Raw genomic sequence first — 22,936 nt, 5'->3', positions numbered from 1 at the left:
GCGCCTAGCAGCGCAGCATTTCCTCCACCCAGGCCGGCACGATCTCCGAGGCGGGGCCGTGCCGCGCCTCGGCGAAATCGCCGACCGTCTCGGACGGCTCCAGGTTCAGTTCCAGCGTATGCGCGCCCGCGCGGCCCGCATCCTGCACGAAGGCCGCCGCCGGATAGACGCTGCCCGAGGTGCCGATCGCCACGAAAATCTCGGCCGCGCGCAGCGCCTCCCAGATCGCCTCCATGTGATAGGGAAACTCGCCGAACCACACGATATCCGGCCGCGTCGCGGGGGCGGCGCAGGCCGGGCAGGGGTCGTCCGGCCGCATCGCCATCGGCGCGTCCCAGGTCTCGCCGCAGGCCGCGCAGCGGGCGCGGGTCATCTGCCCGTGCATGTGCCAGACGGCGGTGCTGCCCGCGCGTTCATGCAGGTCGTCGATGTTCTGGGTGACGATCAGAACCTCGCCCGGCATCGCGCGTTCCAGCCGCGCCAGCGCCGCGTGCGCGGCGTTCGGGATCGCCTCGGCCGCGTTCTTGCGCCGGGCGTTGTAGAATTCGTGGACCAGCGCCGGATTGCGCGCGAACCCCTCGGGCGTGGCCACCTCGCCCAGGTCGTATTTCGTCCAGATGCCGCCCGCGTCGCGGAACGTGCCCAGCCCGCTTTCGGCCGAAATGCCCGCGCCGGTCAGAATCACGATCTTGGTCATCGCCGCCTCCTCGGCTAACACTCGGGCCGAGCTTGCCGAAAGGAACCGCCCATGACCACCCGCATCCTGTTCGTCTGTCTCGGCAATATCTGCCGCTCGCCCACCGCGCATGGCGTGTTCGAAACGCTGGCCGCGCAGGCGGGCGTGCCGGTCGCGGTCGACAGCGCGGGCACCGGCGGCTGGCACGTGGGCGACCCGCCCGATGGCCGCGCGCTGCGCGAGGCGGCGGCGCGGGGCTATGACCTGGGCGCGCTGCGCGCCCGGCAGGTGCGGCCCGCCGATTTCGCCGGTTTCGACCTTATCCTGGCGATGGACCGCTCGAACCTGGCCGATCTTGAACGGATGCGCCCGCCGGGGTCCGAAACGCCGGTGCGGCTGTTTCTCGACTATGCCGACAGCCCGCGCGACGAGGTGCCCGACCCCTATTACGAGGGCGGGTTCGACCTGGTGCTGGACCTGATCGAGGATGCCTCGCGCGGGCTGCTGCGCCAGCTGGCCCGGTAACGGCCGCGCCCCCGCGGGCCTAGCCGCAAAAGGCCTCGGCGGTGGCACCGAACCGCTTGTACCGTTCCCAGAAGGCGGCGTCGCTGCGCCGGTCCGACTGGCGGATGACCTGCGCCTGGTGCGGGTCGCGGAAGAATCGGGCGGCCTGTTTCTGGTCGCCTTGGGTCAGCGTCAGGTCCGCGGCATGCTGGATGCAGCCGCACAGCCCGCGCGATACGCCGGGCCGGTCCGACCCCAGGCAGGCCCGCTCGATCGGACCCGCCATGGCGGGGGTGCAAAGCGCGGCGAGGATCGCCGCAAGCGCAAGTCTCTTCATCTGTCTGCCTCGGGTTCAGGGGCCTGCCGGCATCCCGGGCGACTGACGCGCCCTTGCGGACCGGCGGGAACTGCCGCGCACCATGCCAGATTCCGCCGAAAAATTCAATCGGCGGCGCGGGGGGCCATCCGGTCCAGCCGCGCCTCGATCCGCTGGCGCACCAGGTTGATGTGGATCTGCGCGGTATAGGCGCGGTCGCGATAGGGCGGGGGCAGCGACAGGCGTGCCAGCTCGGCGTCGATCCCGTCCAGCGCCTGCACCAGCGCCTCCAGCCGGTCATGCGAGGCCGCGGCGCGGGCGTCCATGTCGATTTCCCGGATCGCGCGGTAATAGCGGAACACGCGCCGCCGCATCTGCCAGGCATACAGCCCCGGCAATGCCCGGATCAGCGGCACCGCGATGAACACCAGCGGCAACAGCAGGATGGCGAACCGGTTGACCTGCGCCACCACCCAATAGGGCAGCACGTCCTGCAACGAACTGGGCCCCTCGCGGATCAGCGTCGCGGCATAGGCGTTCATCGGCAGCGGGCCGGGCTCGGCGGCGGGGAACCGCCCCGCCGGGGTGATCGCGTCCGCGCCCGAATGGATGCCGCGCGCCGCCATGGCCAGCCGGTCCACCAGCGACGGGTGCAGGTCGTCGCGCGCCACCAGCTGCGCCACCATCGCCAGCATCCGCAGATCGTCCGGCGGCACCACCGGGTCGAAATCGATGCCCGCGGCGGGCAGGGTGATGACCTCGGTCTGGATCATCCGCCGCGACAGCGCCGTCATGTGGTCCAGCCGCATCAGCACCACGCCGGGATCGACGAACAGCGGCGCCAGGTAGGGCGCGCTCAGCGGCGCGACGAAGACCGCGATATCGGCCGCGCCCGTCCGCAGCGCGTCGGCGGCCTGCGCGCCCCCCAGGGCCAGCCGCGTGACCGCACCGGGCGCCAGCCCCGCCGCGCGTTCCAGCCCGTCGAACGCCGCCGCGGTACCCGACCCCGCGCCCCCCGCCGCGACCCGCAGCCCGGCCCAGCGGCCCGGGTTCGCCGGCAATTCCGCCCCGCGGCGCGCGAAGAAGAACATCGGTTCCAGGAACATCGCGCCCAGCGACTCGACCCCGCCGGGGGGCGCGACGCCCCCCTGCAACAGCGCCACGTCGGCCGCGCCCCCGCGCAGCAACTCGGCGTTTCCGACCGACCCAGTGCTTTCGATGATCTCCAGCCGGATGCCGTCGCGCGCCAGCCGGTCGCGATAGCGTTCGGCGATCGCCCAATAGCCGCCGCCCGGCGCGCCCGCGGCCAGCCGAACCTCCTTGGGCGGCAACAGGTCCCGGCTCAGCACCCACATCGCGGCCAGCGCCAGGACGATGGACAAGACCCCGATGACGACACGCATCTTTCCGTCCCTCCGACCCTCCTTATAGCAGGGCAACCGGGGCGTGTGTCGAGGGCGGGGCGCTCAGGCGGTCTGGATCACCTGCGCGGTCACCGCCGCGAAGAACAGCATCGTGGCGACCAGGACGAACACATGCCAGATCGTGTTGTGATAGGGCAGCCGCTCCCACAGGTAGAACACCATGCCCACCGTATACAGGACGCCGCCCGCGACGATCAGGCCCAGAACCATCGGCGGCAGCGTGGCGAACAGGCTCCAGCCCGCCACCGCGCCCGCCCAGCCCATCGCCGGGTACAGCATCAGGTTGACCGCGCGGAACCGGTGCGGCGCCAGCACGCGCAGCCCGGTCCCCGCCATCGCCGCGGCCCACAGCCCCGCCAGCAGCCCCGCGCCATGCCCGCCCGACAACAGGGTGAAGGGCGTATAGGTGCCCGCGATCTTCCAGTAGATGGCGGAATGGTCCAGCCTGCGGAAAATCGGTGTCCAGTCCGGGTGCTGCACCATGTGATACAGTGCCGAAAAGCCGATCATCGCGAACAGCGCCGCGCCGTAGACCGTGATGCCCAGGATCGCCGCGCCATCGCCGCGGAACAGCACGGCCAGCGTGACCAGGATCGGCACCCCGATCGCCACCCCGGCCAGACCCATGACATGCACCACCGCGTCCGACAGGCGTTCTGCCCGTGTATAGGGACGCTCTGCCCGGGCATCGGGCGGATACAGTTCACTCATGACAACCCCTACGCAACCAGCTTGCCCCAGCAATACCCAAGGGTATCACAGGTGCCGGCCTGCGTCAAAATCACGCATCCGTACAGTCGGTTGCAGGGCGTGAGTTGGCCGGTCGCGGTGCCGGGGTCAGGCGCGCGCGGCCATCGCCGCGGCGAAGCGCTCGAACAGGTAATAGCTGTCCTGCGGGCCCGGGCTGGCCTCGGGGTGGTATTGCACGCTGAACACCGGGCGGTCGGCCATGCGGATGCCGCAATTCGATCCGTCGAACAGCGAGACATGGGTTTCCTTGACCCCCGCGGGCAGGGTCTGGCTGTCCACGGTGAACCCGTGGTTCATCGAGGTGATCTCGACCTTGCCGGTCTCCAGGTCCTTGACCGGATGGTTCGCGCCATGGTGGCCGTGGTTCATCTTGATGGTCTTCGCACCCAGCGCCAGCGCCAGCATCTGGTGGCCCAGGCAGATGCCGAAAAGGGGGATGTCCCTTTCCAGAACCTCGCGGATCATCGGCACCGCGTATTCGCCCGTCGCCGCCGGGTCGCCCGGCCCGTTCGACAGGAACACGCCCGCCGGGTCCAGCGCCAGAACGTCCTCGGCGGTGGCCGTCGCCGGCAGCACCGTCACGTCGCAGCCCGCCGAGGCCAGGCAGCGCAGGATGTTGCGTTTCGCGCCATAGTCGATCGCCACGACCTTGTGGCCCGGCCCCTCGCGCCGCTTGTATCCCTCGGGCCAGGCCCAGCGCATCTCGTCCCAGCGATAGGATTGCGCGCAGGTGACATCCTTGGCCAGGTCCAGCCCCTCCAGCCCGCAGAACCCGCGCGCCTTGGCGACCAGCTTCTCGATGTCGAACTTGCCCTCGGGGTCATGGGCCAGCGCCACGTGGGGCGCGCCCTGCTGGCGGATCGCCCGGGTCAGCCGCCGCGTATCGACCCCGCCGATGCCGATGCGGCCCTGCTTGGCCAGCCAGCCGGTCAGCGGTTCGGCCGCGCGCCAGTTCGACGGTTCCGTCGGGTCCCACTTGACGACCATGCCGGCCGCGACCGGGGCGGCGGTCTCGTCGTCCTCGGGGTTCACGCCGACATTACCGACATGCGGAAAGGTAAAGGTCACCACCTGCCCGGCATAGGACGGGTCGGTCATGATTTCCTGGTAGCCGGTCATCGCGGTGTTGAAGCACAGTTCCGCCACCGTCTCGCCGGTGGCGCCGAAGCCCTGGCCATAGAACACGGTGCCGTCGGCAAGCGTCAGGCAGGCGGTCGGGCGGGGGCTGGCAGCGGCGGGCATGGGAAACTCCTGGGGCGCGGGATCGCGCGGACACTAGGGCCGGGTGGGCAAAGAATCAAGGCCCGCGTCAAAATGCGAAACTAATTGTTTTCAATGACTTGGCGTGATCCGCCCCGACTTGCCTCGCCCCGCGGGCGGCACTATCTTCGCCAACTTGACGCGCAAGCGACGGAAGGCGACCCCGATGGACCTCAGAACCCGTATCTCGACGGCACTCAAGGCCGCGATGAAGAACAAGGAGACCGAGCGCCTGGGCACGCTTCGGCTGATCAACGCGGCGATCAAGGACAAGGATATCGCGCTGCGCGGCGAAGGCGCCGAAGAGGGCGTGGGCGATGCCGAGGTGCTGGCGATCCTGGGCCGCATGGTCAAGCAGCGCCAGGAAAGCGCGCGCGCCTACGAAGAGGGCGGTCGGCTCGACCTGGCCGAGCGCGAGCGCGCCGAGATGGCGGTGATCGAGGAATTCCTGCCGCGCCAGCTGACCGAGGACGAGGTCGCCCAGGCCATCGGCGCGGCGATCCAGAAGACCGGCGCCGCCACGATCCGCGACATGGGCCGGGTGATGGGCCAGCTCAAGGCGGACTATGCCGGGCGCATGGATTTCGGCTCGGTCGGGCCGATGGTGAAAGACCGCCTGGCCTGAGGGGCGCGCGCGGCGGCTGCGGCAACCTGCCCCGGTTCGGTGGCGCGGTTCGCTCTTCCGGGGGCTTGCACCCGGTGACCTCCGCGCCATTTAGGGGGAAGCGAATTGGTAAGGAACGGCGCGATATGACGGTGGGCGGAACGGCGGCTTTCGCCCGGGCCGTCACAACGTTATCGTAAGGGCCCCGGTCGAGACAGGAACGTGACGATGATGAAATACTTCAAGGGCGTGAAACCCGAGGACTGGCCGGCGGTGATCCTGCGCGGCGCGGCGCTGATCCTGATCGCGATTCACCTGATCACCTTCACCTTCATCTATTCCCACATCCTCTTCATCGCGACGGCGGTGGTGATGGGCCTTTTGCTGGCGCGCGAGATGTACGAGGATCTCGCCCAGCGGTTCTTCCGCCTGAAGGCCGAGGAATACGAAAAGGACCTGATGGAGCTGCAGGAAAACAACCACCCCGACGATCCGCGTTCGCTGCTGATCGAGGGGTCGCATTCCATGAAGGACATCACCGCGCGCAAGACCCGGCACTGATCCGGGCGCACGGGGCCGGGGCGGGCGGCGCTAGCCGAAGACCCGGTCGAACGTCCGGCGCAGCGCCACGTCGAGATCGGCCATCGTCACCGGCAGGCCCAGGTCGACCAGGCTGGTGACGCCATGCTCGCGGATGCCGCAGGGCACGATGCCGTCGTAATGGCTCAGGTCCGGTTCGACATTGATCGCCAGCCCGTGAAAGCTGACCCAGCGGCGCAGCCGCACGCCGATCGCCGCGATCTTGTCCTCGCGCGGCTGGCCGGACGGCCCCGGCGGCAGGTCGGCGCGCACCACCCACACGCCGACCCGTCCCGCGCGGCGTTCGCCGGTGGCGTTGAATTCCGCCAGCGTCGCGATCACCCAGTCTTCCAGCTGGCCCACGAATCGGCGCACGTCGCGCCCGCGCGCGCCCACGTCCAGCATCGCATAGACCACCCGCTGGCCCGGCCCGTGATAGGTGTATTGCCCGCCGCGCAGCGTCGGAAACACCGGGAACCGGTCGGGATCGGTCAGGTCGGCAGGGTCCGCCGAGGTGCCCGCGGTATACAGCGGCGGGTGCTCGACCAGCCAGATCGCCTCGCCCGCGCGGCCCGCCGCGATCGCCTCGGCGCGCGCCTCCATTTCGGCGCAGGTCTCGGAATAGTCCGAGAATCCCTCGAAAACGCGCCATTCCGGCCCCATGGTCGCCCTTTCCAGCCTTGACAGGTTTCGCGGCTCGCCCCGACACTGATGGTATCCGGGCGCGCGTGTGTGGAATTGGCGCCGAAGACCATTTCTGGAGACATGTCATGATGAAGAAGAATTTTGCAATGGCCTGCCTGGCCACCAGCCTGGCCATCACACCCGCCACCCGCGCCGCTGCCGATGGCGACGCCGTCGTGGGGGGCATCATCGGCGGCCTGATCGGTGGCGCCATCATGAACGAGGCGAACAAGAACCGCCAGAAGAAGGTCTATCGCAAGACCTATTCCGGCCCCTCGGCGGCGACCCGCGCGCAGAACCGCGAGGTGCAGACCTCGCTGAACTATTTCGGCTTCCCCGCGGGCACGCCCGACGGCGTTCTGGGCCGCAACTCGCGCAACGCGATCTCGCAATACCAGGCGTTCATGGGCTACCCGGTCAGCGGCAATCTTTCGCCCTATGAACGCGATTTCCTGGTGACCTCGTACCACCGCGCGATCTCGGGCGGGCCGGCGACCACGCAGATGATCGCGGCCAACCCGATGGGCACGCGCGGCCTGCTCAAGACCTATCAGCAGCAGATGGCCGGCGGCATGGTCGCGCCCGTCCAGCCGATGCAGCCCGGCACCACCGTCGTGATCAATCCCCAGCCCGCCGCGCCCCAGGCGCCCGCCACCACCACCGTGGTCACGCCCTCCGCGCCCGCAGCCGCGGCGGGCACCACCGCGGTCGCCGCCGGGGCGGCGGCGGGGGGCGCGCTTGCGCTGCCCAATTTCCTGGGCCAGGGCGCCGGGCAGTCGCTTGCCTCGCATTGCAACAAGGTCAGCCTGCTGACCAGCACCAATGGCGGCTTCACCACCGCGGCCACGATGACGGATGCCGGTTTCGCCCTGGAAGAACAGTTCTGCCTTGCGCGGACCTATGCCATCGCCGAGGGCGAGGAACTGACCGCACGCATCGCGGGCTTTTCCGCCGAGCAGATCGCCGAGCAATGCGCAGGCTTCGGCCCGGCGCTCAAGGACCAGATCGCGGCGCTGTCCTTCAAGCCGCGCGACCAGGTTCTGGACGACGTGCGCGGCTTCGTGATGGCCTCGGGCATGCCGCCCGCACAGCTGGCCGGCACCGCCAAGGTCTGTCTCTCGGTCGGCTACCGCACCGACAACATGGACGTGGCGATCGGGTCGGGCCTGCTCCTGGTCGCGATGGGCGAGGATGTCTATGCCGAGCTGATGGGCCACCACCTGTCGCAGGGCTTCGGCACCGCCAAGCGCGCCGACCTGGCGCTGGACTGGTATGAAACCGCGCTCGACGCGGCCGCGCGCGGGGCCACCACCGTCTTTGCCCCGGGCCAGCCGGAACGCGCCGAGCTGATCCGCAAGGCCGCCTACCGCGTCGGCGGCAAGGCCGATGGCGCGGCGCTGCAACCCGACCCGTCGCGGCCGCAGCCCGCCGCGCTGCCCACCTTCTCGGTCGAGAACTGACATGGCCCCCCCGGGGCGGCCCCGCCGCCGCCCCGGACCCGCCCCCGCGCCGGCGGAAAAAGCGCGAAAATCCCCCTTCACATCGGCGATCCGACTCGGTAAGACACCGCGCACTACCTGACACGTGCGGTCGTGGCGGAATTGGTAGACGCGCAGCGTTGAGGTCGCTGTGGGGTAACTCCCGTGGAAGTTCGAGTCTTCTCGACCGCACCAGTCTCTCCCTGGAAATCCCGGGTCATCCCGTGCGTGACTGCCGCCCGTTCTCGCAGTCGCTCCCTTGCGTGCGCACCGAACACGGCGCCGATTTCAGCGCTTTGATCCATTCTTCAGCTTGAGATCAAAGAGAAAATCCGGCCCGCGCCGTTGTTTCCAAGTTCTTCGTTGCACTCCGCCGGTCACATGATACCGTTTTGCGCAACGGAGGCTCGCTCCGGCAAGAACAGCGCAGGACAACGCCGCGCGTCACAACAGGGGATAACGGTTGACCGCTGCAACGGACAACGGGTTCGTGGTCTTCGACCGCGTCCAGAAAAGCTATGACGGCGAAACGCTCGTCGTGAAGGATCTCAATCTCTCCATCGGCCGGGGCGAGTTCCTGACCATGCTGGGGCCGTCGGGGTCGGGCAAGACGACCTGCCTGATGATGCTGGCGGGGTTCGAGACGGCGACCCATGGCGACATCCTGCTGGACGGCCAGCCGATCAACAACATCCCGCCGCACAAGCGCGGGATCGGGATGGTGTTCCAGAACTACGCGCTGTTCCCGCACATGACCGTGGCCGAGAACCTGGCCTTCCCGCTCGAGGTGCGCAAGGTCGGCAAGTCCGAGCGCGAGGAAAAGGTCAACCGCGCGCTCGACATGGTGCAGATGGGCGCCTTTGGCGGGCGCCGCCCGGCGCAGCTTTCGGGCGGCCAGCAGCAGCGCATCGCGCTTGCCCGCGCGCTGGTCTTCGAACCCGAACTGGTGCTGATGGACGAACCCTTGGGCGCGCTCGACAAGCAGCTGCGCGAGCACATGCAGTTCGAGATCACGCGGCTGGCCCACAATCTCGGGATCACCACGGTCTACGTCACCCACGACCAGACCGAGGCGCTGACCATGTCGGACCGGGTCGCGGTGTTCAACGATGGCCGGATCCAGCAACTTGCCCCGCCCGACGAACTCTATGAACAGCCGCAGAACAGTTTCGTCGCGCAGTTCATCGGCGAGAACAACACCCTGATGGGCACGGTGAAAGAGATCACCAACGGCGTCGCGCTGGTCGAACTGGACGATGGCGAGGTGATCGACGCCAAGCCGGTGAACGTCTCGAAACCCGGCGACCGCACGCTGGTCTCGATCCGGCCCGAGCGGGTCGAGATCAACAAGGACCGGCTGTCGCCCGATGCCCACCTGATCCATGCCGAAGTGCTGGAATTCATCTACATGGGCGACATCTACCGCACCCGGCTGCGGGTCGCGGGCAACGACGAATTCGTCATCAAGACGCGGAACGCCCCCGATCAGCGCCGGCTCAAACCCGGCGAACATATCGAGATCGGCTGGCTTCCCGACGATTGCCGCGCGCTCGACGCCCGGTGACGCAACCGGGCCTCGCCGCACCCGGGGCGTGCGAGGCCTCTGTCCCGGAACCCGGGTCATACAACTGGGAGTGCTTAACGATGATGAAACGACTTCTTTCCGCTACCGCGCTTGCGGCTCTTCCGGCCGGGGCGCTGTTCGCCCAGGACCTGCCGCCCTGCGAGAATTGCGCCGACAGCATGACGGTGGTGTCCTGGGGCGGCGCCTACCAGAACAGCCAGATCAAGGCCTATGCCGAACCCTATGCCGAAGCGACCGGCGTCACCTTCGTCTGGGACGAAAGCTCGGCCGAGGCGGTGGCCAAGCTGCGCGCCCAGAACGAGGCGGGCAACCTGACCTGGGACCTGGTCGACGTGACCGCGGCCGATTCGATGCGCCTGTGCGACGAGGGGCTCGCCATGGAGATCGACCATGACGAAATGCTGGCCCCCGCGCCCGACGGCACGCCCGCCAGCGAGGATTTCGCCGAGATGATCGTCAGCGAGTGTTTCATCCCGCAGATCGTCTATTCCTACACCTTCGGCTACCGCAACGACGTGGCGGAGTGGAACGGCAACACCCCCGACGACATCTGCGACGTGTTCGACCTCGAGGCCTTCCCGGGCAAGCGCAGCCTGGAACGCCGTCCGCACAACAACATGGAATGGGCGCTGCTCTGCGACGGCGTGGCGATGGACGATGTCTATGACGTCCTCGAAACCCCCGAAGGCCAGGACCGCGCGCTGGCCAAGCTCGACACGATCAAGGACCAGACGATCTGGTGGACCGCGGGCGCCGACACGCCGCAGCTTCTGGCCGATGGCGAGGTGGTGTTCGGCTCGACCTATAACGGCCGGCTGTTCAGCGTGATCGTCGAACAGAACCAGCCGGTCTCGATGATGTGGGACACCCAGTCCTTCGACATCGACGGCTGGATCGTGCCCGCCGGCCTCTCCGAGGACAAGCTGAACCGGGTGATGCACTTCCTGCGCTTCGCCACCGACACCCAGCGTCTGGCCGACCAGGCCAAGTACATCTCGTATGGCCCGGCCCGCGACTCGTCGCAGCCGCTGGTCTCGACCCATGCCGAACTGGGCATCGAGATGGGGCCGCACATGCCGACCAACCCCGAGAACGCAAGGAACGCCTTCGTGCAGAACTACGAATGGTGGGCCGATTACCGCGACGACCTGGACGCCAAGTTCCAGGCCTGGCTGGCGCAGTAAGCCGGCATCGGGGCGTGCGCCTGCGCGCGCCCCTCTGACATTTCGGCGGCGGTGCCTGTCGCGCCGCCGCCCACCACAGACGACCGGGGGACCCCACGCGATGCCCAAGGGATACATCATCGCCCATATCACCGTCACCGATCCCGAGGCCTACCGGGAGTATGTCGAACGCGACACGCCCATCCTCGAAGGCTTCGGCGGGCGGTTCATCGTGCGCGGCGGCGCCAGCGAGGCGCCCGAGGGCCCGATGAAGGACCGCCACGTGGTGATCGAGTTCCCCGATTTCGAGGCCGCGAAACGCGCCTTCCATTCGCCCGAATACCAAGAGGTGGCCCGCATCCGCCACGCCACCGCCCAAAGCGACATCGTCCTGGTCGAGGGGGTCGCATGAGCGACGCCGCCTCCCAGACGGGCCCGGTCCTTTCCGCCGACGGCAAGCCGCTCAAGCGCAGCCTGCAACGTGCGCTGCGCGCCCAGAAACTGCGCGCGCTGGCGCTGATCGCGCCGCTTCTGATCTTCATCCTGGTGACCTTCATCGCGCCGATCGCGGACATGCTGTTCCGCTCGGTCGAGAACCAGATCGTGTCCGACACGCTGCCGCGCACCACCCGCGCGCTGCAGGACTGGGACCACAAGGCCGGCCAGCCGCCCTCCGAGGACGTGTTCGCGGCCTTCACCTACGACCTTGTCGCCGCCGCCGAGCGCAAGGAACACACCCGTCTCGGCACCCGCCTGAACTATGAAATGACGGGCATCTCGTCGCTGTTCCGCAAGACCGGGCGCCGGGTCGACGATTTCGGCGAAACCTACATGGACCAGTTCACCCAGGTGGACCCGGCCCTGGAACGGCCCGAAACCTGGATGACGCTGATGGCGGCGCCCGACTGGCAGGCCGATTACGCCGCCTGGGACGCCGCGCGCGTGGCCGCCAACAAGGCCGGGCGCGATTTCGACCAGCCGGCGCCCCTGTTCCGGCTCAAGGCCGGGGTGGCCGAGGTGCTGCCCGAAACCGCCGATGCCTATGCCGAATTCGCCCGCCTCGCCCAGACCGAGAATGCCGACAATCCCGCCGACGAAGAGCCATGGCCGCCGGTGTTCCTCGCGCTTTACCGCGACCTGATCCATGTCGGCCCCGGCGCCATCGGCCGGCTGGACGACGCCAGTCAGGCCATCCTCGCCCCCGCCCATGACGCGGTCGAGACGTTCGAGACGGTCGACCTCGTCGATCTCTACCTCGACGCGGACGAGGACTGGCAGAACCCGCAGGTCTGGGCCACGATCCAGGCCTTCGCACCCGCGTATACACCGGGCTATTTCCTGTCCTCGGTCGATCTCAAGCAGACCCCGGACGGCGTCGCCGCCCAGCCCGAGGACCAGCGCATCTATGTCATGCTGTTCCAGCGGACCCTGTTCATGAGCCTCGTGATCATGGGGTCCTGCGTCCTGCTGGGCTATCCCATCGCCTACCTGTTGTCGAACCTGCCGATGCGCACCTCGAACGTGCTGCTGATCCTGGTGCTGCTGCCGTTCTGGACCTCGCTTCTGGTGCGCACCTCGGCGTGGAAGGTGCTTCTGCAACAACAGGGCGTCATCAACGACGTGCTCGTCTGGATGGGGATCGTGGCCGATGACGCGCGGCTGGTGATGATCAACAACCAGTTCGGCACCATCGTCGCGATGACCCACATCCTGCTGCCCTTCATGATCCTGCCGCTCTACTCGGTGATGAAGACGATCCCGCCCTCCTACGTCCGCGCGGCGAAAAGCCTCGGCGCCACCAACTGGACGGCGTTCTGGCGGGTCTACTTCCCGCAATCGGTGCCGGGGATCGGCGCTGGCTGCATCCTCGTCTTCATCCTCGCCATCGGCTATTACATCACGCCGGAACTGGTCGGCGGGACGACGGGGACCTTCATCTCGAACCGGATCGCCTACCACATCTCCAGCTCGCTCAACTGGGGCCTCGCGGCCGCGCTGGGCACGATCCTGCTGGCGGTGGTGCTGATCCTCTACTGGCTCTACGACCGGATCGTGGGCATCGACAACGTGAGCCTGGGGTAACCGACATGTCACAGATGGACCTGCCTCCCTATGCCACCACGGGCCAGAAGATCTGGCACTACACCTTCTACGTGATCTGCGGGCTGATCTTCTTCTTCCTGATCGCGCCGATCCTGGTAATCATCCCGCTCAGCTTCAACGCCGAGGATTTCTTCACCTTCACGCCCGAAATGCTGGCCTTCGACCCCGAGGGCTACTCGCTGAAACACTACCGGGATTTCTTCACCAATCCCGACTGGCAGCAGGCGATGTGGAACTCGATCAAGATCGCGCCCGCGGCCACCTTCCTGTCGGTCAGCCTCGGCACGCTGGCCGCGGTGGGCCTGTCCCAGGACCACGTGCCCTTCCGCCGCGCGATCATGGCGATCCTGATCTCGCCGATGATCGTGCCGCTGATCATCTCGGCGGCGGGGATGTATTTCTTCTACTCGCGCATCGGCCTGCAGGGCACCTATTTCGGCGTCGTGCTGGCCCATGCCGCGCTGGGCATCCCCTTCGTCATCATCACCGTGACCGCGACGCTGGTGGGCTTCGACCGCTCGCTGACGCGGGCGGCGGCGAACCTGGGCGCGAACCCGGTGACCACCTTCTTCAAGGTTCAGATGCCGCTGATCCTGCCGGGCGTGATCTCGGGCGGACTCTTCGCCTTCATCACCTCCTTCGACGAGGTGGTCGTGGTCCTCTTCGTCGGCTCGGCCAACCAGCAGACCCTGCCCTGGCAGATGTTCACGGGGCTGCGCGAACAGATCAGCCCGACGATCCTGGCGGTGGCCACGATCCTGGTGGTGATCTCCATCGCGCTCCTGACCACCGTGGAAATCCTGCGCCGCCGCTCGGAACGGCTGCGCGGGATGACGCCGGGCTGAGAACCGCGCCCGGCGCTTGCGCCACGTCAATGCGCCGGCGCGGGCGCGCGGCTAGCCTTCCCCCGCACGCACAAGGGGAGGAGGATGCCATGAAACCCGTCCGCACGCTGGTCCTGATCGCCAACGAGAAAGAGGCCCGCCTGTTGGCCAATGACGGCCCCGGCAAGGGGCTGACCGAGCTGTCGCATTTCGACAAGGCGACCGAAACGTGCTTCGCCGACACGCCCGGCCGCGGCCAGGCCGCCCCCGGCGCCGCGCGCCACGGCTTCGAACCCGTGACCAGCGAACGCGAACAGAACCGCGAGGCCTTCGCCCGCGACGTGCTGGCGGTGACGGACCAGGCCTGGGCGCAGGGCGGCTATGACCGCTTCGTGCTGGGCGCGCCGCCCGCGATGCTGGGCGCGCTGCGCGCCGGCATGCCCGCCGACCTGGCCAAGGCGCTCGCCGCCGACCTGAACAAGGACCTCCTGGGGGTTGCAGCGGCCGACCTGCCGCGCCATTTCGAGGATGTGATCGTGTTCTGAGCCGGGGCCCGGCGCCCCGGCGCAACCCGCGGAGGCAGATATGTCCGACACACCCGACCCGACCCCCGATCCCGCCCGTGGCGCCCCCGACGCGCGGGCCGCCGAAACCCGCGCGGTCTGGGCCCGCGGCGGCTGGATGCTGGTGCTGCTGATCCTGTTCTCGATCGCCCAGACGCTGCTGGTGGCGACCGCCGTCCTGCAATTCGGCTGGATGCTGTTCACCCGGGCCAAGAACCCGCATATCGCCGATTTCGGCACCAGGCTGGGCAACTGGATGGCCGCCACCGCCCGCTTCCAGGCCGTGGCGAGCGACGAGAAACCCTTCCCCTGGACCGAGTGGAAATAGCCCGCCCGCGGTCTTCTTCTGGCCGGAAATATCCCCGCCAGAGGCCGCCGGGCGCCCGCCCTCGATGGGCGGGCGCCCGGCTTCCCGTCAATCTTCCATCGCCTCCAGCTCGTCGATCATGCCCTCGATCATCGACAGCCCCTTGTCCCAGAAGGCCGGGTCGCTGGCGCCCAGCCCGAAGGGCGCCAGCAACGCCTTGTGGTGCTTGGACCCGCCCGCCTTCAGCATCTCGAAATACTTGTCCTGGAACGCCGCGCCGCTTTCCTCGTAGACCGCGTAAAGCGCGTTCACCAACCCGTCGCCGAAGGCATAGGCGTAGACGTAGAAGGGCGAGTGGACGAAATGCGGGATATAGGCCCAGAAGGTTTCATACCCTTCCATGAACTCGAAGACCGGGCCCAGGCTCTCGCCCTGCACGCTCATCCAGATCTCGTTGATATCCTCGGGGGTCAGCTCGCCCTGCCGCCGCGCCGCGTGCAGCTTGCACTCGAAATCGTAGAACGCGATCTGGCGGACCACCGTGTTGATCATGTCCTCGACCTTGCCCGCCAGCAGGGTCTTTTTCTGCGCCGGCGTCTCGGCCTTGGCCAACAGCTTGCGGAAGGTCAGCATCTCGCCGAACACGCTCGCCGTCTCGGCCAGCGTCAGCGGCGTCGACGACAGCAACTCCCCCTGCGGCGCGGCCAGCACCTGGTGCACCCCGTGGCCCAGCTCGTGGGCGAGCGTCATCACGTCCCGCGGTTTGCCAAGGTAGTTCAGCATCACGTAAGGGTGCACATCCGTCACCGTCGGGTGGGCAAAGGCCCCCGGCGCCTTGCCCGGTTTCACCCCCGCATCGATCCAGCCCTTCTCGAAGAAGGGTTCGGCGATCTCGGCCATCCTGGGCGAGAAATCGGCATAGGCCTCCATCACGGTCGCCTTCGCCGTGTCCCAATCCACGGTCTTCGGCTCTTCGGTCGGCAGCGGCGCGTTGCGGTCCCAGACCTGCAGTTTCTCCAGCCCCAGCCATTTCGCCTTCAGCGCGTAATAGCGGTGCGACAGCCGCGGATAGGCCGCCACCACCGCGTCGCGCAGCGCCTCGACCACCTCGGGTTCCACGTCATTGGCCAGGTGCCGGCCGGTCTGCGGCGTCGGCATCTTGCGCCAGCGGTCCTCGACCTCCTTTTCCTTGGCCAGCGTGTTGTGCACGCGGGCAAAGGTCTTGATATGCGCGCCGAACACCTCGGCCAGCGCATGCGCCGCGGCTTCGCGTTTCGCGCGGTCCGGGTCGGTCAGGAAGTTCAGCGTGCCCTCGATCCCGAAGGCTTCGCCGTCCACCTCGAATTCCAGCCCCGCGATGGTTTCGTCGAACAGCTTGTTCCAGGCGCTGGCGCCGACCACCGACTGGTCATGCAGGAACTTCTCCAGCTCGTCCGACAACTGGTGCGGGCGCATCGCGCGCAGCCGGTCGAACACGGGCTTGTAGCGGGCCAGGTCGGCATTCGCGGCGAACAGCGCCTCCAGCTTCGCGTCCTCGATCCGGTTCAGTTCCAGCGTGAAGAAGACCAGCGGCGTGGTAAAGGTGGTGATCCGGTCCTGGCAGTCGGACAGGAACTTGGCGCGCTCGGCATCGACCGTGTTCTGGTAATAGCGCAGGCCCGCATAGGACATGATCCGCCCCGACACCCGGTTGATCGCCTCGTAGCGCTGCACGCAGCCCAGCATGCCCGCCGCGTCCAGCCCGGCCAGCTTGCCCTCGTAATCGGCGGCGAAGCCGGCGCATTCGGTCTCCAGCCAGCCCATGTCGCGCTCGATCTCGGGGGCGTCCGGGGCGGGGTACAGGTCGCTCAGGTCCCATTCGGGAAGGTCGCCCAGCCCCCCCTGGGCCGTGGCATTGGCATCGAAGACGGGCGCGGGATGGGGCAGGGGCATCGGGGTTCCTCGTTTCTGTCGCACTGGCCCAACACATAGGGTGCGGGGGGCAGGGGGATCAAGCGCGGCCGCGCCGGCGCCGGGGGCGTCAGCCCCCGGCGCCGGTCGCCTTGGCGAAGCCAAGGCGAAACCCCGTCCGCGCCCGGACCCCCGCCGCCGCGCGCCGATTGCCCTTGCATTCGCCCGCCCGCGTTGGAAGGCTGCCAGCCGAAGGCACGGCGCCCGCAGCGGCGCCGCCAGCAGGGAGTCCGCCCGTGTCAGATACCCGCGCGCACCGGCGCTTTCGCTCGCAGGAATGGTTCGACAACCCCAACAACCCGGGCATGACCGCGCTCTACCTGGAACGCTACCAGAACCAGGAATTCACCCGCGAGGAATTGCAGGGCGAACGCCCCGTCATCGGCATCGCCAATACCGGCTCCGACCTTGCCCCCTGCAACAAGATCCACGTGTTCCTGATGGACCGGATCAAGGCCGGCATCCGCGACGCGGGCGGCATCCCGATGGAATTTCCCGTCCACCCGATCCAGGAAACCGGCAAGCGGCCCACCGCCGCGCTCGACCGGAACCTCGCCTATCTCGGGCTGGTCGAGGTGTTGCACGGCTACCCGATCGACGGGGTGGTGCTGACCACCGGCTGCGACAAGACCACGCCCGCAATGCTGATGGGCGCGGCCACCGTGGATATCCCGGCAATCGCGCTGAATGGCGGCCCGATGCTGGACGGCTGGTGGAAGGGGCAGCGCGCGGGCTCGGGCACCATCGTCTGGGAATCGCGCCGCCTGCTCGCCGAGGGCAAGATCGACTATGACGAGTTCATGTCCCGCGTCTGCGCCTCGGCGCCGTCGCTGGGCCATTGCAACACGATGGGCACGGCGTCCACGATGAACGCCATGGCCGAGGCGCTGGGGATGAGCCTGACCGGCAACGCCGCGATCCCCGCCCCCTTCCGCGAACGCATGGCGATGGCCTACCAGACCGGGCGGCGCATCGTGGGGATGGTGCTGGATGACCTGAAACCCGCCGACATCCTGACCCGCGCGGCGTTCGAGAACGCCATCGTGGTCAACGCCGCCATCGGCGGGTCCACCAACGCGCCCCCGCACCTGCAGGCCATCGCGCGGCACGCGGGCGTGCCGCTCGACGTGAAAGACTGGGAAACCATCGGCTACGACGTGCCGCTTTTGGTCAACATGCAGCCCGCGGGCGAATACCTGGGCGAAAGCTTTTTCCGCGCGGGGGGCGTTCCGGCGGTGATGGCGGAACTGGCCAGGGCGGGCCGCCTGCACCTGGACGCACCGACCGCGACGGGCCGCCCGCTGGCCGAGGTGCTGGACGGCATCCACAGCCTCGACCACGACGTGATCCGCCCCTATGACGCGCCCCTGCGCCCCAATGCGGGGTTCAAGGTTCTGACGGGCAATCTGTTCGACTCCGCCCTGATGAAAACCAGCGTGATCTCGGACGATTTCCGCCGCCGCTTCCTGTCGGAACCGGGGCAGGAAGGCCTCTTCGAGGCCCGCGCCGTGGTCTTCGAAGGCCCCGAGGATTACCACGACCGGATCAACGACCCCGCGCTGGGCATCGACGAAAGGACCATCCTGTTCATCCGCGGCGCGGGCTGCGTCGGCTATCCGGGTTCGGCCGAGGTGGTGAACATGCAGCCCCCCGACGCGCTGGTCCGGCAGGGCATCCATCACCTGCCCACGGTGGGCGACGGGCGGCAATCGGGCACGTCGGAAAGCCCCTCGATCCTGAATGCGTCGCCCGAGGCGGCGGTGGGCGGCGGGCTGGCGCTTTTGCAGACCGGCGACCGGGTGCGGCTGGACCTGAACGCCTCGCGGATGGACGCGCTGGTGGACCCGGAAGAATGGGCCGCGCGCAAGGCGGCGTGGACGCCGCCCGAACTGCACCACCAGACCCCGTGGCAGGAGATCTACCGCACCCATGTCGGCCAGCTGGCCGAGGGCGGCTGCCTGGAACTCGCCACCGCCTATCGCCGCGTGGCGCAGGATCTGCCGCGCGACAACCACTGAAGGAAGACCCATGCAGACGATCCTGATCACCGGCGCGGGCAGCGGCATCGGCCGCGCAACGGCGCGCGCCTTCCTGGATGCGGGCTGGCGCGTTGCGCTGGCAGGCCGCCGCGCGGGCCCGCTGGAGGAAACCGCGGACGGCCACGAAAACGCCCTGGTGCTGCCCATGGACGTGACCGATGCCGACGCGGTGGCGGACGGGTTCGCCCGGATCGGGGCCGACTGGGGCCGGCTCGACGTGTTGTTCAACAACGCCGGCATCGGCCTGCCGTCCGCGATGATCGACGAGATCGCGGTCGAGGACTGGCGCGGGCTGTCCGCGATCAACATCGACGGCATGTTCCTGTGTGCCCGCGCGGCCTTTGGGCTGATGCGGCGGCAGGTGCCGCGGGGCGGGCGGATCATCAACAACGGCTCGGTCTCGGCGCATGTGCCGCGCTATGGGTCGGCGCCCTACACGATGTCGAAACATGCCGTGACCGGCCTGACCCGCGCGCTCAGCCTGGACGGGCGGCGCTTCGACATCGCCTGCGGCCAGATCGACATCGGCAACGCGCTGACCGAGATGGCGCAGCCGATGACCCGGGGCGTGCCCCAGGCCGATGGCCGCATCGCGGCCGAACCGGTGATGGACGTGGCCCATGTGGCCGCGTCGGTCCTGCACATGGCCTCGCTGCCCTTGTCGGCGAACGTCCAGTTCATGACGGTGATGGCCAGCGCCATGCCCTATATCGGCCGCGGCTGATCCAGTTGCGCGCCTTCGGCGCAAGCCTTTCCTCTCGGGTCCGGCCTTGCGGCCGGTCCCTCGGGCGGGCGCCTGGCCCTGCCCGGGCGGCGGGGGGGGCGGAGGCTCGACAGCGGCAGGCGGCAGGGTATACCGGTTGGACAGCCAGAACGGGAGGGTGCGATGAAGCTGTTGAGGGTGGGCCCGGCGGGCCAGGAGCGGCCGGCGGTGCTGGATGGCGAGGGGCGGGTGCGCGATTTGTCGGCCAAGGTGGCCGATTTCGCGGGCCGGGGCGTGTCGTTCGAGGCGCTCGACGCCATCCGCGCGCTGGATATCGCGGCACTTCCGGTGATCGAGGAACCGATGCGGGTGGGGCCCTGCCTGGCCTCGGTGCCCAATTTCCATTGCATCGGGCTGAACTATGCCAGGCATGCCGCCGAGACCGGGTTGACGCCGCCGGCCGAGCCGATCCTGTTTTCCAAAGCCAGTTCCGCGCTGTCGGGACCGTTCGACCCGGTGGTGATCCCGCGCGGGTCGGAAAAGGCCGACTGGGAGGTGGAATTGGGCGTCGTGATCGGGCGCGAGGCGCTGTACGTGTCCGAGGCGGATGCGCTGGACCATGTCGCGGGCTATTGCGTGGTCAACGACGTGTCTGAACGCGCCTTCCAGATCGAGCGGGGCGGGCAGTGGATCAAGGGCAAGTCGGCGCCAACCTTCGGCCCCGTGGGGCCGTGGCTGGTGACCGCCGACGAGGTGCCCGACCCGCAGGCGCTGGCGCTGTCGCTGGATCTGAACGGCGTGCGGGTGCAGGACAGCCACACCTCGGACATGATCTTTTCGGTGCGCGAGATCGTCAGCTACATGAGCCGGTTCATGGCGCTGATGCCCGGTGACATCATCGCCACCGGCACGCCCTCGGGCGTGGGCATGGGGATGAAACCGCAGCGGTTCCTGCGCCCCGGCGACGTGATGGATCTGCGCGTCGAGGGGCTGGGCGCCCAGCGCCAGGAGGTGGTGGCGGCCGGCTAGCGCGGCTTTCGGGTTTCGCCCCGGCTGGCGCCGGGGCGACCCGCGCGGGGGCGCTGCCCCCGCCGCCATCTGCGCTGACGCTGCGATGGCTGCCCCCGGAGTATTTCCGCCAAGAAAAAGCGGGATGGGCGCGGGACCGTGCCCGGGGGGCTCAGGCGAAGCGCACCGATTTCGACAGCGGCAATTCGCGGATGCGCTGGCCGGTGGCCGCGAAGATCGCGTTGGCCAGCGCGGGGGCGGCGGGCGGCACGGGCGGTTCGCCGATGCCGCGGATGCGCTCGCCGTTTTCCAGCCCGCGCACCGTGATCTCGGGGCACTCGGGCAGGCGCATCATCGGGTAGGCGTCGAAATTCTCCTGCTCGGGGCGGCTATCGGCATAGGTCAGTTCGCCGTGGATCGCGTGGGACAGGCCCCAGACCACGCCGCCCTGGACCTGGTTCTCGAAATTCACCGGGTCCAGCACGCGGCCCACCTCGGCCGCGACGAACACCCGGTCGATGCGGATGCCCCGGTCGGTCGCCGTCAACTCGACCACCTCGGCGCAGGGCACGCCGAAGGACAGCGTATAGGCCAGCCCGCGGCCGCGCCCCGGCCCCAGCGCGCCGCCCCAGCCGGACATTTCGCCCACCGCCTCCAGCACCGCGCGGGACGGCGCGTGGCTGCACAGCCGCAGCCGTTCGGCCAGCGGGTCGGCGCCCGCGGCATGGATCAGCTCGTCCAACAGGCATTCATGGAAGAACCCGTTCGCCGAGGCCCCCACCGACCGCCAGGAACTGATCGGCACGGTTTCCGGCGCGCGGTAGCCGGTGACGCGATAGGCGGGGATGGCGAAGGGCTGGTCCCAGGCGCCCGCGACGATGGCGGTATCCGCCCCCAGCGCGTTGAAGCCCAGCCGCCCCATCTGCGAGTCCGACACGGAAGGTGCGGCGATCGACAGATCCAGCGCCGCGACCCGGCCCTGCGAAACCCGGCCGCGGCCGCGGGCGATGGCGGCGGGGCGGGGGAAATCGTGGGTCATGTCCTCTTCGCGCGACCAGGTCAGCTTGACCGGCCGCCCCTCGGCGGCCCAGGCCAGCCGCACCGCCTGGGCGATGTAATCGTCCTCCAGCCGGCGGCCGAAACTGCCCCCCATCGGCAGCGCGCGCAGCACCACCCCGTCCTTTGGCAGGCCCGCCAGTTCGCGCGCGGTCTTTTCCGCGAAGCGCGGGATCTGGGTGCCCGCGCGGATCTCCAGCTGGCCGTTGCGGAACCACGCAAGCGCCGTCATCGGTTCCAGCGGGGCGTGGGCCAGGAACGGCACGCGGTATTCCGCCGTGACATCCGCGCCGTCCTCCAGCGCGGCCTCGATATCGCCCTCGTCCTTCAGGCGGCTGTCGCGCGCGTCCTCGGTGAAGGCGCCCGCGATACTGTCGAACAGCGCTTCGGTCGTCGCGGGATAGGGCGCGGGGCCCCAGTCGATCCGAATGGCCTTGACCGCCTCGAAGGCGCGCCAGGTGTTGTCGGCCAGCACGCCCACGCCGTCCTCCAGCCGCACCACCCGGACAACGCCGCGCATCGCCTCGGCGGCGCTGGCGTCGTAACCGGCCATGCCGCCGCCCCGGAGCGGGTTGGTCCGCACCGCGGCATACAGCATCCCCGGCAGCGCCTCGTCGATGCCATAACGCTGGGTGCCCGTGGATTTCGCCACGATATCAATCCGCTGCATCGGTCGGCCCAGGTAACGCCAGTCGGCCGGGTCCTTCAGCGCCACCTCGCGCGGCTCCAGCAGGCGGCCCGCCGCGGGGGCCAGCTCGACGTAACTCAGCCGGGTGCCGTCGGGGGCGATCACGACGCCGTCCTCGGTTCTCAGCGCGGACTCCGCCACCCCCAGCCGCCGCGCGGCGGCGGTGACCAGCATCGCCCGCGCCGTGGCCCCCGCGCGCCGCAGCCGGTCAAAGGCATCGGGCACCGTGGACGACCCCCCGGTGATCTGAAGACCCATCGCCTTGGCCACCATCGCCCCGGCGTCCCGCGCCCGTTCGGCCAGCCAGCCGTCATCGGTCGCGGCGAAGGGCAGGCCCTCGGGCACGATGGCGGCGTTGTAATAGGCCGCGGCCGGCGGCCCCGGATCGGTGCGCACCGCGTCCAGCGCAACGTCCATCTCCTCGGCGATCAGCGCGGCCTGGATCGAGGTTGCGCCCTGGCCCATGTCGGCGCGCGGCGTGATCAACGTGACCCCGCCCGCGTCGATCACCACATAGGGCGTCAGCGCCGCCACCCCGGGCGGCAAATCGTCGGCGAGCGGGCTGACGAAGGGCTGGCGCAGCGAGTAGACCCCCACCGCAAAGCCGCCCGCCACGCTCGCCGCCCCGATCAGGAAGCCCCGCCGCGCGATCTTTCCCAGGCCCGCCATCGC

21 protein-coding genes, 1 tRNA gene and 1 pseudogene are annotated in these 22,936 nt (G+C 68.9%); 15 read left to right on the top strand and 8 right to left on the bottom strand.

Going from position 1 to position 22,936, the window contains the following annotated elements; translation table 11 throughout:
• Nucleotides 1–4: 4 nt before the first annotated feature.
• Nucleotides 5–697, bottom strand: coding sequence for an NAD-dependent deacylase (locus EV662_RS00550; protein WP_132460183.1), 693 nt, complete (start codon nucleotides 695–697; stop codon nucleotides 5–7).
• A gap of 51 nt (nucleotides 698–748) precedes the next feature.
• Between EV662_RS00550 and EV662_RS00545 the strand changes: the two genes are divergently transcribed.
• The gene (locus EV662_RS00545; protein WP_132460182.1) at nucleotides 749–1,201 is read left to right on the top strand and encodes a low molecular weight protein-tyrosine-phosphatase; all 453 of its coding nucleotides are present in this window, start codon (nucleotides 749–751) and stop codon (nucleotides 1,199–1,201) included.
• 19 nt (nucleotides 1,202–1,220) lie between these two features.
• Here EV662_RS00545 and EV662_RS00540 read toward each other — a convergent pair whose 3' ends face one another.
• The 4 genes from EV662_RS00540 to carA all read right to left on the bottom strand — a co-directional run bounded on the left by EV662_RS00540 (nucleotide 1,221) and on the right by carA (nucleotide 4,912).
• The gene (locus tag EV662_RS00540) at nucleotides 1,221–1,517 is read right to left on the bottom strand and encodes a hypothetical protein (protein WP_132460181.1); all 297 of its coding nucleotides are present in this window, start codon (nucleotides 1,515–1,517) and stop codon (nucleotides 1,221–1,223) included.
• Nucleotides 1,518–1,621: 104 nt separating this feature from the next.
• Nucleotides 1,622–2,899 carry a TAXI family TRAP transporter solute-binding subunit gene (locus EV662_RS00535; RefSeq protein ID WP_132460180.1) on the bottom strand — a complete coding sequence of 426 codons (1,278 nt, stop codon included), beginning with the start codon at nucleotides 2,897–2,899 and terminating at the stop codon, nucleotides 1,622–1,624.
• 63 nt (nucleotides 2,900–2,962) lie between these two features.
• On the bottom strand, nucleotides 2,963–3,631 hold the full coding sequence (gene trhA, locus EV662_RS00530) for a PAQR family membrane homeostasis protein TrhA (RefSeq protein WP_132460179.1): 669 nt from the start codon (nucleotides 3,629–3,631) through the stop codon (nucleotides 2,963–2,965).
• 126 nt (nucleotides 3,632–3,757) lie between these two features.
• Nucleotides 3,758–4,912 carry a glutamine-hydrolyzing carbamoyl-phosphate synthase small subunit gene (gene carA, locus EV662_RS00525; RefSeq protein WP_132460178.1) on the bottom strand — a complete coding sequence of 385 codons (1,155 nt, stop codon included), beginning with the start codon at nucleotides 4,910–4,912 and terminating at the stop codon, nucleotides 3,758–3,760.
• A gap of 184 nt (nucleotides 4,913–5,096) precedes the next feature.
• Between carA and EV662_RS00520 the strand changes: the two genes are divergently transcribed.
• Nucleotides 5,097–5,555 carry a GatB/YqeY domain-containing protein gene (locus EV662_RS00520; protein WP_132460177.1) on the top strand — a complete coding sequence of 153 codons (459 nt, stop codon included), beginning with the start codon at nucleotides 5,097–5,099 and terminating at the stop codon, nucleotides 5,553–5,555.
• 207 nt (nucleotides 5,556–5,762) lie between these two features.
• The gene (locus EV662_RS00515; protein ID WP_132460176.1) at nucleotides 5,763–6,095 is read left to right on the top strand and encodes a hypothetical protein; all 333 of its coding nucleotides are present in this window, start codon (nucleotides 5,763–5,765) and stop codon (nucleotides 6,093–6,095) included.
• Nucleotides 6,096–6,125: 30 nt separating this feature from the next.
• Here the strand turns inward: EV662_RS00515 and lipB are convergent, their stop codons facing one another.
• On the bottom strand, nucleotides 6,126–6,776 hold the full coding sequence (lipB, locus tag EV662_RS00510) for a lipoyl(octanoyl) transferase LipB (RefSeq protein WP_132460175.1): 651 nt from the start codon (nucleotides 6,774–6,776) through the stop codon (nucleotides 6,126–6,128).
• Nucleotides 6,777–6,883: 107 nt separating this feature from the next.
• Between lipB and EV662_RS00505 the strand changes: the two genes are divergently transcribed.
• The 9 genes and pseudogenes from EV662_RS00505 to EV662_RS00465 all read left to right on the top strand — a co-directional run bounded on the left by EV662_RS00505 (nucleotide 6,884) and on the right by EV662_RS00465 (nucleotide 14,841).
• Nucleotides 6,884–8,257 (top strand): peptidoglycan-binding domain-containing protein, encoded by a 1,374-nt coding sequence (locus tag EV662_RS00505; RefSeq protein WP_243695725.1) that lies wholly within the window; start codon nucleotides 6,884–6,886, stop codon nucleotides 8,255–8,257.
• 126 nt (nucleotides 8,258–8,383) lie between these two features.
• Nucleotides 8,384–8,470 (top strand) — tRNA-Leu (locus tag EV662_RS00500).
• A 268-nt stretch (nucleotides 8,471–8,738) separates the two neighbouring features.
• A complete protein-coding gene (locus EV662_RS00495; RefSeq protein WP_132460174.1) occupies nucleotides 8,739–9,839 on the top strand; it encodes an ABC transporter ATP-binding protein in 1,101 nt (366 codons plus the stop codon).
• Nucleotides 9,840–9,919: 80 nt separating this feature from the next.
• Entirely contained in the window at nucleotides 9,920–11,044 is a 1,125-nt protein-coding gene (locus EV662_RS00490) for an extracellular solute-binding protein (protein WP_425056982.1), read from the top strand.
• A gap of 100 nt (nucleotides 11,045–11,144) precedes the next feature.
• Nucleotides 11,145–11,435 carry a DUF1330 domain-containing protein gene (locus EV662_RS00485; protein ID WP_132460173.1) on the top strand — a complete coding sequence of 97 codons (291 nt, stop codon included), beginning with the start codon at nucleotides 11,145–11,147 and terminating at the stop codon, nucleotides 11,433–11,435.
• The gene (locus EV662_RS00480; RefSeq protein WP_132460172.1) at nucleotides 11,432–13,105 is read left to right on the top strand and encodes an ABC transporter permease; all 1,674 of its coding nucleotides are present in this window, start codon (nucleotides 11,432–11,434) and stop codon (nucleotides 13,103–13,105) included. Before EV662_RS00485 ends, EV662_RS00480 begins: the two co-directional genes overlap by 4 nt.
• Nucleotides 13,106–13,119: 14 nt before the next feature.
• A pseudogene (locus tag EV662_RS00475) lies at nucleotides 13,120–13,971 on the top strand (ABC transporter permease); the annotation flags it as partial.
• A gap of 89 nt (nucleotides 13,972–14,060) precedes the next feature.
• Entirely contained in the window at nucleotides 14,061–14,495 is a 435-nt protein-coding gene (locus EV662_RS00470; protein ID WP_165915471.1) for a host attachment protein, read from the top strand.
• A 40-nt stretch (nucleotides 14,496–14,535) separates the two neighbouring features.
• Nucleotides 14,536–14,841, top strand: a complete 306-nt coding sequence (locus EV662_RS00465) for a DUF4389 domain-containing protein (RefSeq protein WP_132460169.1) — start codon at nucleotides 14,536–14,538, stop codon at nucleotides 14,839–14,841.
• An 87-nt stretch (nucleotides 14,842–14,928) separates the two neighbouring features.
• Here the strand turns inward: EV662_RS00465 and EV662_RS00460 are convergent, their stop codons facing one another.
• Nucleotides 14,929–16,752: a M3 family oligoendopeptidase gene (locus EV662_RS00460; protein WP_132460168.1), complete on the bottom strand. Its 1,824-nt coding sequence runs from the start codon at nucleotides 16,750–16,752 to the stop codon at nucleotides 14,929–14,931.
• Nucleotides 16,753–17,006: 254 nt separating this feature from the next.
• On the opposite strand from EV662_RS00460, the gene EV662_RS00455 reads away from it, so the two are divergent.
• The 3 genes from EV662_RS00455 to EV662_RS00445 all read left to right on the top strand — a co-directional run bounded on the left by EV662_RS00455 (nucleotide 17,007) and on the right by EV662_RS00445 (nucleotide 20,541).
• On the top strand, nucleotides 17,007–18,788 hold the full coding sequence (locus EV662_RS00455; protein ID WP_132460167.1) for an IlvD/Edd family dehydratase: 1,782 nt from the start codon (nucleotides 17,007–17,009) through the stop codon (nucleotides 18,786–18,788).
• Between the two features lie 10 nt (nucleotides 18,789–18,798).
• On the top strand, nucleotides 18,799–19,533 hold the full coding sequence (locus EV662_RS00450; protein WP_132460166.1) for an SDR family oxidoreductase: 735 nt from the start codon (nucleotides 18,799–18,801) through the stop codon (nucleotides 19,531–19,533).
• A gap of 162 nt (nucleotides 19,534–19,695) precedes the next feature.
• Nucleotides 19,696–20,541 carry a fumarylacetoacetate hydrolase family protein gene (locus EV662_RS00445; RefSeq protein WP_132460165.1) on the top strand — a complete coding sequence of 282 codons (846 nt, stop codon included), beginning with the start codon at nucleotides 19,696–19,698 and terminating at the stop codon, nucleotides 20,539–20,541.
• Nucleotides 20,542–20,692: 151 nt separating this feature from the next.
• On the opposite strand, the gene EV662_RS00440 is transcribed toward EV662_RS00445, so the two are convergent.
• Nucleotides 20,693–22,933, bottom strand: a complete 2,241-nt coding sequence (locus EV662_RS00440) for a xanthine dehydrogenase family protein molybdopterin-binding subunit (RefSeq protein ID WP_132460164.1) — start codon at nucleotides 22,931–22,933, stop codon at nucleotides 20,693–20,695.
• Between the last annotated feature and the right edge of the window lie 3 nt (nucleotides 22,934–22,936).

The sequence above is a fragment of the Rhodovulum marinum genome (assembly GCF_004343075.1).
GTDB classification, from domain to species: domain Bacteria; phylum Pseudomonadota; class Alphaproteobacteria; order Rhodobacterales; family Rhodobacteraceae; genus Rhodovulum; species Rhodovulum marinum.
Note: the sequence above shows the minus strand (reverse complement) of the source record. Positions and strands in the feature narration are given on the sequence as shown.

What these genes read in the sequence shown, in the direction of transcription:
- EV662_RS00550 (WP_132460183.1), bottom strand. Translation starts at nt 697, where the DNA reads ATGACCAAGATCGTGATTCTGACCGGCGCGGGCATTTCGGCCGAAAGC.
- EV662_RS00490 (WP_425056982.1), top strand. Translation starts at nt 9,920, where the DNA reads ATGATGAAACGACTTCTTTCCGCTACCGCGCTTGCGGCTCTTCCGGCC.
- EV662_RS00545 (WP_132460182.1), top strand. Translation starts at nt 749, where the DNA reads ATGACCACCCGCATCCTGTTCGTCTGTCTCGGCAATATCTGCCGCTCG.
- EV662_RS00440 (WP_132460164.1), bottom strand. Translation starts at nt 22,933, where the DNA reads ATGGCGGGCCTGGGAAAGATCGCGCGGCGGGGCTTCCTGATCGGGGCG.
- EV662_RS00470 (WP_165915471.1), top strand. Translation starts at nt 14,061, where the DNA reads ATGAAACCCGTCCGCACGCTGGTCCTGATCGCCAACGAGAAAGAGGCC.
- EV662_RS00540 (WP_132460181.1), bottom strand. Translation starts at nt 1,517, where the DNA reads ATGAAGAGACTTGCGCTTGCGGCGATCCTCGCCGCGCTTTGCACCCCC.
- carA (WP_132460178.1), bottom strand. Translation starts at nt 4,912, where the DNA reads ATGCCCGCCGCTGCCAGCCCCCGCCCGACCGCCTGCCTGACGCTTGCC.
- EV662_RS00535 (WP_132460180.1), bottom strand. Translation starts at nt 2,899, where the DNA reads ATGCGTGTCGTCATCGGGGTCTTGTCCATCGTCCTGGCGCTGGCCGCG.
- EV662_RS00450 (WP_132460166.1), top strand. Translation starts at nt 18,799, where the DNA reads ATGCAGACGATCCTGATCACCGGCGCGGGCAGCGGCATCGGCCGCGCA.
- EV662_RS00485 (WP_132460173.1), top strand. Translation starts at nt 11,145, where the DNA reads ATGCCCAAGGGATACATCATCGCCCATATCACCGTCACCGATCCCGAG.
- EV662_RS00480 (WP_132460172.1), top strand. Translation starts at nt 11,432, where the DNA reads ATGAGCGACGCCGCCTCCCAGACGGGCCCGGTCCTTTCCGCCGACGGC.
- EV662_RS00520 (WP_132460177.1), top strand. Translation starts at nt 5,097, where the DNA reads ATGGACCTCAGAACCCGTATCTCGACGGCACTCAAGGCCGCGATGAAG.
- EV662_RS00505 (WP_243695725.1), top strand. Translation starts at nt 6,884, where the DNA reads ATGATGAAGAAGAATTTTGCAATGGCCTGCCTGGCCACCAGCCTGGCC.
- lipB (WP_132460175.1), bottom strand. Translation starts at nt 6,776, where the DNA reads ATGGGGCCGGAATGGCGCGTTTTCGAGGGATTCTCGGACTATTCCGAG.
- trhA (WP_132460179.1), bottom strand. Translation starts at nt 3,631, where the DNA reads ATGAGTGAACTGTATCCGCCCGATGCCCGGGCAGAGCGTCCCTATACA.
- EV662_RS00465 (WP_132460169.1), top strand. Translation starts at nt 14,536, where the DNA reads ATGTCCGACACACCCGACCCGACCCCCGATCCCGCCCGTGGCGCCCCC.
- EV662_RS00515 (WP_132460176.1), top strand. Translation starts at nt 5,763, where the DNA reads ATGATGAAATACTTCAAGGGCGTGAAACCCGAGGACTGGCCGGCGGTG.
- EV662_RS00445 (WP_132460165.1), top strand. Translation starts at nt 19,696, where the DNA reads ATGAAGCTGTTGAGGGTGGGCCCGGCGGGCCAGGAGCGGCCGGCGGTG.
- EV662_RS00460 (WP_132460168.1), bottom strand. Translation starts at nt 16,752, where the DNA reads ATGCCCCTGCCCCATCCCGCGCCCGTCTTCGATGCCAATGCCACGGCC.